14 protein-coding genes are annotated in these 12968 nt (G+C 62.5%); 11 read left to right on the top strand and 3 right to left on the bottom strand.

Annotated elements, in window-relative coordinates:
- Window positions 1–189: 189 nt before the first annotated feature.
- The 10 genes from M1E10_RS11940 to M1E10_RS11985 all read left to right on the top strand — a co-directional run bounded on the left by M1E10_RS11940 (window position 190) and on the right by M1E10_RS11985 (window position 9678).
- The gene (locus M1E10_RS11940) at window positions 190–921 is read left to right on the top strand and encodes a helix-turn-helix transcriptional regulator (RefSeq protein WP_499176600.1); all 732 of its coding nucleotides are present in this window, start codon (window positions 190–192) and stop codon (window positions 919–921) included.
- 351 nt (window positions 922–1272) lie between these two features.
- On the top strand, window positions 1273–2436 hold the full coding sequence (gene apbC, locus M1E10_RS11945; RefSeq protein WP_499176602.1) for an Mrp/NBP35 family ATP-binding protein: 1164 nt from the start codon (window positions 1273–1275) through the stop codon (window positions 2434–2436).
- A gap of 155 nt (window positions 2437–2591) precedes the next feature.
- Window positions 2592–3563 carry a magnesium transporter CorA family protein gene (locus tag M1E10_RS11950; RefSeq protein WP_499176603.1) on the top strand — a complete coding sequence of 324 codons (972 nt, stop codon included), beginning with the start codon at window positions 2592–2594 and terminating at the stop codon, window positions 3561–3563.
- Between the two features lie 16 nt (window positions 3564–3579).
- The gene (locus M1E10_RS11955; protein ID WP_499176604.1) at window positions 3580–5484 is read left to right on the top strand and encodes a potassium transporter Kup; all 1905 of its coding nucleotides are present in this window, start codon (window positions 3580–3582) and stop codon (window positions 5482–5484) included.
- Between the two features lie 123 nt (window positions 5485–5607).
- Window positions 5608–6765: a cell wall hydrolase gene (locus M1E10_RS11960; protein WP_499176605.1), complete on the top strand. Its 1158-nt coding sequence runs from the start codon at window positions 5608–5610 to the stop codon at window positions 6763–6765.
- A gap of 260 nt (window positions 6766–7025) precedes the next feature.
- Window positions 7026–7379, top strand: a complete 354-nt coding sequence (locus M1E10_RS11965) for an AtpZ/AtpI family protein (protein WP_499176606.1) — start codon at window positions 7026–7028, stop codon at window positions 7377–7379.
- 59 nt (window positions 7380–7438) lie between these two features.
- On the top strand, window positions 7439–8188 hold the full coding sequence (locus tag M1E10_RS11970; protein WP_499176607.1) for a FoF1 ATP synthase subunit A: 750 nt from the start codon (window positions 7439–7441) through the stop codon (window positions 8186–8188).
- Window positions 8189–8258: 70 nt separating this feature from the next.
- Window positions 8259–8486: a F0F1 ATP synthase subunit C gene (locus tag M1E10_RS11975; RefSeq protein ID WP_003494147.1), complete on the top strand. Its 228-nt coding sequence runs from the start codon at window positions 8259–8261 to the stop codon at window positions 8484–8486.
- Between the two features lie 82 nt (window positions 8487–8568).
- Entirely contained in the window at window positions 8569–9189 is a 621-nt protein-coding gene (locus M1E10_RS11980) for a F0F1 ATP synthase subunit B (RefSeq protein ID WP_499176608.1), read from the top strand.
- Between the two features lie 3 nt (window positions 9190–9192).
- Window positions 9193–9678 (top strand): F0F1 ATP synthase subunit B, encoded by a 486-nt coding sequence (locus M1E10_RS11985; RefSeq protein ID WP_499176609.1) that lies wholly within the window; start codon window positions 9193–9195, stop codon window positions 9676–9678.
- 63 nt (window positions 9679–9741) lie between these two features.
- Here the strand turns inward: M1E10_RS11985 and rnhB are convergent, their stop codons facing one another.
- Window positions 9742–10437, bottom strand: a complete 696-nt coding sequence (gene rnhB / locus M1E10_RS11990) for a ribonuclease HII (RefSeq protein WP_499176610.1) — start codon at window positions 10435–10437, stop codon at window positions 9742–9744.
- A gap of 172 nt (window positions 10438–10609) precedes the next feature.
- Window positions 10610–11767, bottom strand: a complete 1158-nt coding sequence (locus tag M1E10_RS11995; RefSeq protein ID WP_499176611.1) for a radical SAM family protein — start codon at window positions 11765–11767, stop codon at window positions 10610–10612.
- 129 nt (window positions 11768–11896) lie between these two features.
- On the opposite strand from M1E10_RS11995, the gene M1E10_RS12000 reads away from it, so the two are divergent.
- On the top strand, window positions 11897–12415 hold the full coding sequence (locus M1E10_RS12000) for a glycosyltransferase family A protein (protein ID WP_499176612.1): 519 nt from the start codon (window positions 11897–11899) through the stop codon (window positions 12413–12415).
- A 4-nt stretch (window positions 12416–12419) separates the two neighbouring features.
- Here M1E10_RS12000 and moaB read toward each other — a convergent pair whose 3' ends face one another.
- Window positions 12420–12968 (bottom strand): molybdopterin-binding domain-containing protein, encoded by a 549-nt coding sequence (gene moaB / locus M1E10_RS12005; protein ID WP_499176613.1) that lies wholly within the window; start codon window positions 12966–12968, stop codon window positions 12420–12422.

Here is a 12968-nt window from a genome sequence, read left to right on the forward strand (position 1 = left end):
TATGTCAGGATTAGGAATTGCCATCGGAATACTTTCAGCATACCTCTGCATTGTCTTTGCAGTTCAACGTGTTCGGGTGGTTCTGCTCGCGACCATCCTGGGCATGCAGCGCTGCCGAAATGATTTTATTCCAGTCGGCGCCCGTGTCCCAAGCCTGGGTCCTGACAGGAAAAGCGAGAATTTGGGCCTATGCCGCAAACGGAAAAATGTGTCCGGACTGATTCAGTGGAAGCCAAGCTTCAGGAAATTGCCGGACTGAAGACACAGTTCGACATCTTTCGTTTCATGAGGCGGCTGACGGAGGAATACGGCGCAAGGGTCTTCATGGTGGTGAACCTGCCGCCTCAGACGTCGCTGACCCTGGCTTCGAATACGGTCATCACGAATTTGCCGGCGGAACTGATCACCGCCTTCGACCGGGAAGGCTTGCTCGCCTCCAGCCCGGTGCTCAAGCGTCTGCGCGAATCGGCAGTCCCCTTTGCTATCGATATGTCGACGGTTAGCAAGGAGCGGGGCAACAATGCCTCCGAGGAGATGTTCGGGCGATACGGCTTGACGCAAGGTGCGCATTTTCCCGTTCACGACGGGACCGGGCTGCGGGGATCCATTGCCCTCATCGGGGATAGAACCATCTTCGACACTCAGCAGATGATGGAGCTGAGCTACCTCTTCATCCACATTTACGAGACGCTCGGACAAATCCGCAGCCTGACGATGCGAGCCGCAGATAGCCTGTCCGATCGGGAGGTCGATTGCCTGAACTGGACGGCAGCCGGCAAGACCAGCGCGGAAATTGCCGAGATTCTCGGCCTGTCCGAGCATACCGTCAATCACTACCTCAATCGAGCGGCAAAGAAGCTCGATACCGTCAACCGGACGCAGGCGGTGGCGAAGGCCCTTCGCACCGGCCTCATCAAGTAACCCTCCCTTACGTACGGCTTCTGCAGGTATACATGCTTTCCGCATGCACGATCTGCCTAATTCCTAGCCGATGGCTCTGCCGTTTGCTCAGAATACATGGGCACATTGGTGGAAACAGGCAGATTTCCGGGAATTCAGACTTGGCATACTTCATGCATCGCACCCCTCAGGTCCAGAGGGGACTGAGAAGCGTCCGCAGAGACGCCGCAGGAAAAGCCGCCGTCCGATCCTGAGCGCCACTGGCTGCCGATCGGACGGCGACTTCATTCCGGTTGCAGCAGCAAGCACGCACCTCCTATAAGGTCTCGAAAGCCGCGACGCGGTCGTGGGTCGGATTGACAGGAGTGCGCTATGCCTGACGTGACGAAGGAACAGGTCCTTGAAACGCTCGCCAACGTGCGTGGGCCGGATCTCGAAGGCGACCTCGTCTCGCTCGGCATGATTTCCGACGTGTTCATCTCCGACAACAAGGTCTATTTCTCCATCACCGTTCCTGCCGAGCGGGCAAACGAGCTTGAGCCGATGCGTGTCGCAGCCGAACGGACGGTGAAGGCGATGCCGAGCGTCACGGGCGCGCTGGTCACCCTGACGGCCGATCGCAAGGCGGGTGCCGGACCGCAGACGCCCCGGCCACAGCCGCAAAGGCCGCCACAGCCGCAGCCGAAAGCCCATGCGCATTCTCACCCGCATCCGGAACCGGCCCGACCCGGCAAGGCCGGCGTCCCGGGCGTCGAAGCCATCATTGCCGTGGCCTCCGGCAAGGGCGGCGTCGGCAAGTCGACGACGGCCGTCAATCTGGCTCTGGCGCTGCAGGCAAACGGCCTGCGGGTCGGGATCCTCGACGCTGACATCTATGGCCCGTCGGTCCCGCGGCTGCTGAAGATCTCGGGTCGCCCGCAGCAGATCGATAACCGCATCATCGTGCCGATGGAGAACTACGGTCTGAAGGCCATGTCCATGGGCTTCCTCGTCGACGAGGAGACCGCGATGATCTGGCGCGGCCCGATGGTCCAGTCGGCGCTCCTGCAGATGCTGCGCGAGGTTGCCTGGGGCGATCTCGACGTTCTGGTGGTCGACATGCCGCCCGGCACGGGCGACGTGCAGTTGACCATGGCCCAGCAGGTGCCGCTCGCCGGCGCCGTGATCGTCTCCACGCCGCAGGATCTCGCCCTCATCGACGCCCGCAAGGCAATCTCCATGTTCGGCAAGGTGGAAGTTCCGCTGCTCGGGATCATCGAGAACATGAGCTACTTCCTCGCCCCCGATACCGGCGCCCGCTACGATATCTTCGGCCATGGCGGCGCCCGCAACGAAGCCGAGCGCATCGGTGTGCCTTTCCTCGGCGAGGTCCCCCTGACGATCGATATCCGCGAAAGGTCGGACGCCGGCACGCCTGTGGTGGTGGCCGATCCGGATAGTCCTGCGGCAAAGATCTACCGGGACATCGCCACGCGTGTCTGGGCGCAACTGAAGGGCCAGACGGTACGGCCGGCGCCGGCGATCGTATTCGAGTAGCGTTTCACGGGCACCGCCATGTGCGGGATTGATTGTGACCTGAGTGGCCGCTATATGCCGCGTCCGCTGCACGAGTGTCTGGCGGAGCTGGCAGACCGCGGAACCCTCCGTTCCGTCTGGAGTTTCCCGCCGGCCCTCAGTCTCGGAGAGACAACTTGATCAATGCCTATCGTGCAGACGGATCTCTCGAGACGCTGTCGGCCTCTACCGGCCCGGCAGATGGTGCACAGGCCTTCGTCTGGATCGACCTGCTCAATCCCACCGCCGCCGAGGATGCCTTCGTCGAGTCCCTGCTCGGCATCGAGGTGCCGACGCGTGACGAGCTGAAGGATATCGAGCCGTCCAGCCGCCTCTATACCGTCGCCAACGCGATCTTCATGACCTCCTCGCTGGTCTGGAGGGTCGACTCCGGCCAGCCGGCCCTGACCGACGTGGCCTTCATTTTGGCCGGCAACACGCTGCTCACCGTCCGCTACGCCGAACCGAAAGCCTTTCAGCTCTTCGTCGCGTCACTGGGGCGCCGTTCGGGCGATCTGGACAGTGGGCTCGCCGTCCTGTCACGCCTGCTGGAGACGATTGCCGACCGGACGGCCGAGGTCCTCGAAGGCGCCGTTGCCGGTCTCGACGAACTGTCGGGCGAGATCTTCCGAAACCGCGGCAAACGGCGTCCGCCCCAGTTTCTGGAAAACAAGCTCGCCGATATTGCCGACCAGCACCGGCTGGTCACCAAGGTGCGCGACAGTCTCGGCTCCCTGTCGCGCCTGCTGACGTTCCTCAGGAACCTTCCCACGATCAAGCAGGATCGTGCCTGCGCCGATCTCTGCAAGACGGTTGCCCATGATGTCGAGACGCTGTCGGAACACGCAGCATTCATTGCCGGCAACATCTCCTTCCTGCTGGACGCATCGCTCGGGCTGATCAACGTCGAGCAGAATGCGATCATCAAGATCTTCTCGATTGCCGCCGTGGTCTTCCTGCCGCCGACCCTGGTCGCCTCCATCTACGGGATGAACTTCCATTTCATGCCGGAGCTGGACTGGACGCTGGGTTATCCCATGGCGCTTTTTGCCATGCTGCTCTCCGCAATCATCCCCTTCTTCTTTTTCCGCTGGAAAGGCTGGCTCTGACCGAGCCAGACATCGCATGGCCACTGCTGCCGATCATGATTTCCCTACTTCTCCTCCTTCACCCCAGAACCTCTTCACCCTCGCACTCGGATCCGTCGGCGTCGTCTACGGCGATATCGGTACGAGCCCGCTCTATGCCTTCCGCGAGGCGCTGAAGCCGATTGCCGCGGACGGGGTCACCCGCCTCGAGGTGATCGGTCTGATCTCGCTGATGATCTGGGCGCTCACCATTATCGTCACGCTGAAATACGTGCTGTTCCTGCTCAGGGCAGACAACGGCGGGGAGGGCGGCACGCTTTCGTTGCTGGCACTGCTGACACGATCCGGGGCCTCGCAACGCTCCGTCCTGATGTTTCTCGGCCTCATCGGTGCGGCCCTCTTCCTCGGCGACGCGATGATCACGCCCGCCCTGTCGGTGCTCTCGGCAGTGGAAGGCCTGAAGCTGATCGCCCCCGACATGGAGAGCTGGGTCCTGCCGATCTCGATCGGCATCCTCATTGGGCTCTTTGCCATCCAGTCGCGCGGCACGGGTGCGGTGTCGCGTTTCTTCGGCCCGATCACCGCCGTCTGGTTCATTGCGATGGGCGCAGCAGGCGTCCTCCACATCTCCGACGACTTTGGCATCCTCGCGGCCTTCAATCCCTGGTATTCGGTGCAGTTCATGATCCGCGAGCAGTTCCTCGGGATCGTCGTATTGGGTGCAGTCTTCCTGACGGTCACCGGCGCGGAAGCCCTTTACGCCGATCTTGGCCATTTCGGTCGCAGGCCCATCCAATGGGCCTGGTTCCTGCTCGTCTTTCCGGCGCTGACGCTGAACTATCTCGGCCAGGGCGCACTGATTCTCGATCATCCGGAAGCAATGAGCGATCCCTTCTTTCTGATGTTTCCCGATTGGGCCCTCCTGCCCATGGTGATCCTGGCGACCGCTGCCACCATCATTGCAAGCCAGGCGGTGATCACCGGCGCCTTCTCGCTGGTGCGCCAGGCGATCCATCTCGGCTACCTGCCGCGCATGGAGATCCTCTTCACCTCGGAGACCCACACGGGCCAGATCTTCCTGCCCACCGTCAACATGATCCTGCTGTTCGGCGTCATCGCGTTGGTGTTGAGCTTCGGCAGTTCCGAAGCACTTGCCACGGCCTATGGCATCTCCGTCACCGGGGCCATGGTGGTCACCACGCTGATGGCTTTCGAGTTCGTGCGCAGCCGCTGGAACTGGTCCCTGCCGCTCGCGCTGGTGCTGCTGGCGCCCCTGCTGCTGCTGGAGCTGATCTTCCTGGCCGCCAATCTGCTGAAGCTGCACGATGGCGGCTATGTGCCCGTGCTGATGGCCGCCGTCTTCACGGTCATCATGTGGACGTGGAAGCGGGGCAACGCCATCCTGTTCCAGAAGACCCGAAGGGTCGACGTGCCGCTGGCCACCTTCGCGCCGATGATCGAGCGCAAGAGCGCCAATGCGCCGGTTTCGGTTCCGGGTATCGCGATCTTCCTGACGGCCGATCCCGACACGGTACCAGCGGCACTTCTCCACAACATCAAGCACAACCACGTCCTGCACGAAAAGAACGTCATCCTCACGGTGCAAACCCTCAACCAGCCGCGGGTTGCAGCAGAGGAGAGGTTTACGGCCACCCGGATCTCGGACCGCTTCACCCTGGTGGAGCTGCGCTTCGGCTTCATGCAGTCGCACAATGTTTCACAGGCGCTGGCGCAGCTGCGCAAGAGCGGCTTCAAGTTCGACATCATGTCGACCTCATTCTACCTGGGGCGGCGCAAGCTGATCCCGGATGCCGATTCGGGAATGCCCATGTGGCAGGACCGGCTCTACATCGCGCTCGCCGGTGTAGCGATCGATCCCACCGATTATTTCCGCCTGCCGGCCAATCGGGTGGTTGAGCTCGGGACGCAGGTGATCATCTAACGTTCGTGTGATCTCGCTAATTTTCGCACCGAGCCGCGGGTTCCCCGCGGCTGCGTTAACTCGTCATCAAGGTTAATGATTGATTCTTCCCGGGTTGCATCTGTGTCCCGTGGAGTACCGGTTTTGCGTTCGATTAGCGTACTGAGTCGCAAGCTGCGCGCCGATGCGTGGGCTGCCCCGGCCGTCTTCGGCCTTGCCTGCTGGTTGGGCTTTCCTTCGGCTGCGGCGCACGGAGATCTTTCCGATCTCCTGTCCGGTCTTGATTCCAGCCACAGGTGGCGCGTTGTCATGACCCAGTCGCCGGCAGGTTCCATCCACTCTTCCGAACTGGCCTTCCCTGACATGGAGCGCGTCTTGCCCGCCGATGCCGGCGTGACGCTCGCCGACGGTCGCAAGGTCGCCTTCGCTGGCGGTTCGGCAGTGGGCGAGACGACGCCTGACGAGGACCGCGTCAATCGCAAGGAAAAGAAGGGCCGCGTCGTGGTGGTCGAGCCGATGCAGCCGCCGAAAGCCTTTTCGGCAGGTTCCGTCCTCCAGCGCACCAGCGCCCTGACGCTGCCGCTGGAAAAGAAGGAGGAACTGGCCTCCTTTGCAAGATCGGGCGCCGAGGCGAAACCGATCGAACTGGCCGAATTCTATTTCCGCAAGGAGGAGCAACCGGCTCCCGGAGTCTCCACCCTGATCGCCGGTCTGGTGACCAACGACCAGGCGGACGTGCTGGCGACCGCCTATGCGCCGCCGGAGCCCGACTTTGCCCGGCAGTCGCCCTTTGACGCGATCCTCAAGGCACCCGAACCGGGCCGCTTCATCCCGCCGATCGCCACCGACGATCACGCCTGGGCCGCGACCCCGCTGCCGCCGGAGGTCTTTTCTGCACGCGAGCAGCAATGCCTCGCATCCGGCATCTATTTCGAGGCCCGTGGAGAATCGGCGCGCGGGCAGGCGGCTGTCGGCCAGGTGATTCTCAACCGAGTCCGCAATCCGGCCTATCCGGACACCATCTGTGGCGTCGTCTATCAGAACAAGGACTGGCGCAATCGTTGCCAGTTCTCCTTTGCCTGCGACAACATCCGCGACCGCGTTCGCTCTGAACACCACTGGAAGATCGCGCGCGACGTCGCCATGGCGGTGACGGCAGGAAAGATCTGGCTGAGTGAAGTGGGCTCCTCCACGCACTACCATGCAGTCTACGTCCGCCCCGGCTGGGCGAAGTCGATGAAGAAGGTCGGCCGGATCGGACTGCACGTCTTCTATCGCACCTACGGCGGCGGCTGGAGCTGATCCTGCGCCATTCGTCGCAGCGATTCCCTCACAAGTTTTTCAGAAGTGGCGATCGCCGGAGATAACGCACTGATTTTATGCGAATTTCTCCATCTTGGATGGTGCTTTCGTATGCCTTGACTATGCGGGCACGCAAAACTATGTTGCGCCCGACTTGAAAACGGGCCGGAAGGCGCGAAATCCCTCGCTGTCAGCATGTTTCGGACGGATCGCAAGGTCCCCAAGCCGTTGATGCCGCGAGACGGCAAGGGAGATCGCACATGACGGATGACCGGGACGAGGGTCTGGAGCAGCGCCGCCGCCGTCTGGCCGCCGAACTGGCGGAAGTGGACGCGCAAGAGGCGAGTGAAGCGAAGAGGGACGCACAGAGCGGGGAAAGCCGTCGCGGGATGGCACTCGGTCTGAAAATCTCTTCGGAATTCATCGCCGCAATCGCGGTGGGGGCGATGCTCGGCTATCTTCTCGATCGTTTTGCGGGTACAGGGCCCTGGGGACTGATTATTCTTCTCCTCTTGGGCTTCTGCGCCGGTGTGTTGAATGTTATGCGCGCTGTCGGAATGGTGGCGATGCCGCCCGAGATGGGCGACAAGCGCAACAAGGTGCGAAAGCCGTGAAGGCAGCCGTCAAGGTTGTTTTCAGGGTGATGCGAGTGAAGGTATAAGGAAGGTAGACGGTGGCTAACGATCCGACCCATCAGTTTGAGATCCGGCAGATCATTCCGATCGAGATCGGCGGTATGGACTTTTCCTTCACCAATGCGTCGCTCTTCATGGTGGCAACGGTCGCCAGCGCTGCAGGCTTTCTCTACTTCGCAACCTCCCAGCGCGGGCTCATTCCCGGTCGTGCGCAGTCTGTTGCGGAAATGTCCTACGAGTTCATTGCAGGCATGCTGCGCGAAGGCGCCGGCAACGCGGGCATGAAGTTCTTCCCGATGGTCTTCACGCTGTTCATGTTCATCCTGACGGCGAACCTTCTGGGCATGTTCCCCTACTTCTTCACCGTCACCAGCCAGATCATCGTTACCTTCGCCCTGTCGCTCTTCGTCATCGCCACCGTAGTAATCTACGGTTTCTACAAGCACGGCATTCACTTCCTCAGCGTCTTTGCGCCCTCCGGCGTGCCGAAGGTGCTTCTGCCGCTTGTGTCGTCGATCGAGATCATCTCGTTCCTGTCGCGCCCGATCAGCCTCTCGGTGCGTCTCTTCGCCAACATGCTGGCGGGGCATATCACGCTGAAGGTCTTCTCCGGCTTCGTCGCATCGATGGGCGCACTGGGTGCGCTTGGCATCGGCGGCGCCATACTGCCTCTTTTGATGACCGTCGCTATGACTGGTCTTGAGTTCCTGGTCGCCTTCCTGCAGGCCTATGTGTTCGCGGTACTGACATGCATGTACCTGAACGACGCCGTGCACGGGGGACACTGACCAGAACAGTCGTTGGCCTGGGAAACCGGTGCCAAAACAAGCCGCAATAACCATTTTAAAGGAGTTTTACATGGAAGCGGAAGCAGCAAAGTACATCGGCGCAGGTCTGGCTTGCCTCGGCATGGCCGGCACGTCTCTCGCCCTCGGCCGTATCTTCGGCGACTACCTCTCCGGCGCCCTGCGCAACCCGTCTGCCGCTGACAGCCAGTTCGGCCGTCTGGTATTCGGCTTCGCCGTCACGGAAGCTCTGGGCATCTTCTCGCTGCTCGTTGCTCTCCTTCTCCTGTTCGCCGTCTAATAACGGCTTCGGGTTCTGGATCACGGCCGCTCGGGAGAGCGCGCCGTGATCCTTCGCATTTTATATCCACCTGGAGGTGATGATGTTCGTGACTTCGGCATTTGCGCAGACCGCGCCGGAAGCCACAGAGACGCTTGTAGCGCCCGGCGTCGCGCCTGAGGGCGAAGTCCACACGGAAACCGGCGTTGCCCATGATGACGCCGGTGGCGTTTTCCCGCCATTCGATGCTTCGACTTACCCATCGCAGCTGCTGTGGCTGGTCATCACGTTTGGTCTCTTTTATCTGCTGATGCAGAAGCTGCTTGTTCCCCGCGTTGGTGGAATTCTCGAGCAGCGTCATGACCGGATCGCTCAGGATCTGGACGAAGCGTCGCGCCTGCAGTCGGAAGCCGATGCAGCGGTCGCGACCTACGAAAGGGAACTGGCCGAGGCCCGTGCCAAGGCCGGCGCCATTGGCGAGACTGCTCGTGAGGCAGCCAAGACCAAAGCAGCCGCGGATCGCACGGCCATCGAGGTCGAGCTCGCCCAGAAGCTTTCCGCTGCGGAAGCCCGCATCGGCGAGATCAAGACCCAGGCCTTCGCCCAGGTCGGCACCATCGCCGAAGAAACGGCCGGCGCGATCGTCGATCAGCTGATCGGCGCCAAGGTGACGGCCGACGACATCAAGGCTGCGGTTGCCGCGGCATCTCCGAAGGGGGCCTGATCCATGGCGTTAGACGCAACATTCTTCGCCCTCGTCGGCCTGATCCTGTTCTTCGTGCTGCTGGCCTACCTGAAGGTGCCGGGCATGATCGGCAAGTCGCTCGACCAGCGTGCCGAAAACATCCGCCACGAACTGGCCGATGCCAAACGCCTTCGCGAGGAAGCCCAGCAGCTGCTGGCCGAATACCAGCGCAAGCGCAAGGAAGCGGAAGCCGAAGCCCGGGAAATCGTGGCCGCGGCGGAACGCGAAGCAGCCATGCTGACCGAGGACGCGCGCCAGAAGACGGAAGAATTCGTCGCTCGCCGCAACGCTCTCTCGGAACAGAAGATCAGGCAGGCGGAAGCAGATGCCATCTCGGCGGTTCGCTCCGCAGCCGTCGATCTCGCCATTGCCGCAGCCGAAAAGATCATCGTCAAGAAGACCGATGCGGCGACGCAGGAAACGCTTTTTAAGGATTCCGTCGGCAGCGTGCAGTCGCGCCTCAACTGATAGAGTTCTATCCAAGACCATTTGAAAAGGCCGTGCCCAGCGCGGCCTTTTTTTATGCTGTTCTCAGAGTTCGCCTGGGATGTCGGCCATAGGTTGTTCGATGACCGGTTCGCGCCGCAGCGGCCGAAAACTCATCCGGTGGAGGACGCAAGGGCCATGCGCCTCGATCCCCGTGCGATGCTGTAGCGTGCCGTATCCGGAATGGCTGTTGAAGCCGTAAAGGGGGAACACGTCATGGGCCCGCGTCATCATCCGGTCCCGGGTCACCTTGGCGATGATCGATGCTGCGGCGATCGACACGGACCGGGCATCGCCCCGTATGACCGCCTTGCCGGGGCAGCAGAGCCCCTGGGGGACGTCGCGACCGTCCGCCAGCACATAGGAAGGCGTTACCGCGAGACCGGCCACGGCACGGCGCATGGCGTCGAGGCTCGCCCGCAGGATGTTGCGCTCGTCGATATGGCGCGGTCCAGACGCGGCGATCGAAACTTCGGCGGTCATCATGATTGCTTCGAACAGTCGCTCGCGCTGCGCCGCTGTCAGTTGCTTGGAATCGTTGAGACCGTCGGGAATTTTGTTGGGGTCGAGGATGACCGCCGCGGCGACCACCGGTCCTGCAAGCGGACCTCGCCCCGCTTCATCGGTGCCGGCCACGGGCCAGTGGCCCGCCTGTCTGGCGACGAGCTCGAGGCTGAAATCCGGGACAAGCGGAGCCTCTTCGAAGAGCAAGGGAGAATCGGGGGGCGTGCGAGCTAACATGGCGGCAAACTCGCACGCCCACCCGATCTCCTGCAAGCCCCGGCAGAGTGTGATGCGGTACACTGTCCCGCCACGGGGAGGCGGGGGCCGGAGCGTTTTCGGCGGCGGACGGGCGGCGTCCGTGCCGAACCCCACCGGAGCGGATCAGAGCCCCGGCAAGTCGTGTGATCCTCTAGAGCAGCGACAGCTGGATGCCGCCGCCGTCTGGGCGGATGAAGATGTCGTCCCGGAGCGGCATGCCGCGGCGACCCATGCCGAGCCGCTTGGTCGCCATCTCGAACCGCCGGCCGATCTGCCAGGCGTAGGGGCCGGAGCCCTTCATCCGCTTGCTGAAATCCGCATCGTAGTCCTTGCCGCCGCGCATCGAGCGCACCAGCGACATCACATGCTGGTAGCGATGCGGATAATTGCGCAGCAGCCAGTCGCGAAACAGCGGGCTCACTTCCAGCGGCAACCGCAGCAGCACATAGCTTGCCTCCGTCGCACCGGCGGCGTGCCCGGCATCCAGAATGCGCTCGATCTCATGGTCGTTGAGACCCGGAATGACCGGAGCGGCCATCACCGCCGTCGGGATGCCGGCATCGGTCAGCGCCTTGATCGCCTCGAGGCGCCGGCTCGGCGTAGACGCTCGCGGCTCCATGGAGCGGGCAAGCTTGCGGTCGAGGGTGGTGACCGAAATGCCGACCTTGGCCAGCCCCTTCGACGCCATCTCCGAGAGGATGTCGATGTCGCGCGTAACCAGCGACGATTTGGTGACGATCGCCACCGGGTGATTGGCTTTCTGCAGCACCTCGAGGATCTGCCGCATGATGCGCCACTCCCGCTCGATCGGCTGGTAAGGGTCGGTATTCGTGCCGATCGCGATCGCCCGCACCTTGTAGTCCGGCCGGCTCAGCTCCCGCTCCAGGAGCTTGGGCACATCAGGCTTGGCAAACAGCTTCGCCTCGAAATCGAGACCCGGGGAAAGCCCCATGAAGCTGTGCGTCGGTCGGGCAAAGCAATAGATGCAGCCATGCTCGCAGCCGCGATAGGGATTGATCGAGCGGTCGAAGGAGATGTCGGGTGATTCGTTGCGGGTAATCGCGGTGCGCGGCTTCTCCACCTGCACCTCGGTGCGAAACGGCTCCAGTTCTTCCAGCGTTTGCCAGCCATCGTCGAAGGCCTCGCGGCGTTCCGTCTCGAAGCGGCCGCTCGGGTTCAGGCCCGCACCCCTGCCGCGGCGCCGGTCGACGTCGATCCGCAGGCCGGAAGAGTTCACCAATGCGTCGGCAATATCAGCCGTATGAGCAGGCGCGAATGCGGCCTGCCTCAACTGGGACAGCTCGTTCATGTGAGGCTCCGGAAGGGAATGATGCGCTTCGTCATGGACAAATTCCTAAACCGGAAAAGAGAACAATGCAAGAACAAACTGCGGAATCACGCTGTGGAAATCCATGCTGCAATGCGTTAGAGGTTGAGGATGCTAACAGTTGTCATGGAATGCCACGATCAGGAAAGCGAACTGGCGCAGACCCTTTCAGGCCTCGTCTCGGCCGCCGTCGAGGGGCTGGTGAGCGACGTGGTCGTGCTGGATCGCGGGTCGTCGGATGGTTCGGCCCGCGTGGCGGATGCTGCGGGTTGCCGCTTTCACAGCGACTGGAAGCTTCCCGACGTCCTGGGCACGGTGCGAGGCGAATGGCTGCTGTTCGTCGAGGCCGGGGCCCGGCTTCAGAACGGCTGGATCGACGAGGTTCTGGAATACATCGCCCTGAACCAGAAACCGGCGCAGTTCTCGCTGGCGCATCACTACCGGCGGCCAATCCTGCGACGCATCTTCCACAACGCTCCGCCCCTGGAGCATGGCCTTCTGATGCCGAAAGGGCAGGCCCTGGCGGCTGGCCGCTCCGGTACCAGTCTGGCGTCGCTGGTGGGCGGGCTGAAGCCTGTCAGGCTCAGAAGCGAGCTCGTTCCGGCGCGGGTGGCGCGTGCTGCGGGCTGAACTTTCAAGCGCCGCCGCGGCGCAGGTGCTCGTCCAGTCGCGGCATGATCTCGATGAAATTGCACGGCATGTGGCGGTAGTCCAGCTGCGCCTCCAGGATGCCGTCCCAGGCATCCTTGCAGGCACCCGGCGATCCCGGCAGCACGAAGATGAAGGTGGAGTTCGCAACGCCGCCGGTCGCCCGCGACTGGATGGTCGAGGTGCCGATCTTGTCGTAGGAAATCCGGTGGAAGACCTCCGAAAATCCGTCCATCCGCTTTTCGAAAAGGGGCTCCAGCGCTTCCGGCGTCACGTCGCGCCCGGTAAAGCCTGTCCCGCCGGTGGTGATCACCACGTCGATCTCCGGGTCAAGCGTCCATCCCTCTACGCGCGCGGCGATCTCCTGCTTGTCGTCCGCCACGATGGCGCGCGCCCGCAGCACATGCCCGGCCCGGGTGATGCGCTCGACGAGCGTGTCGCCCGACTTGTCGGTCTCGGGCGTGCGGGTATCGGAGACCGTCAGCACGGCAATGCCGACGGGAATGAAGGAACGGGTCTCGTCTATGCGGCTCAT

The sequence above is a fragment of the Rhizobium sp. PK7-22 genome (genome assembly GCF_056530405.1).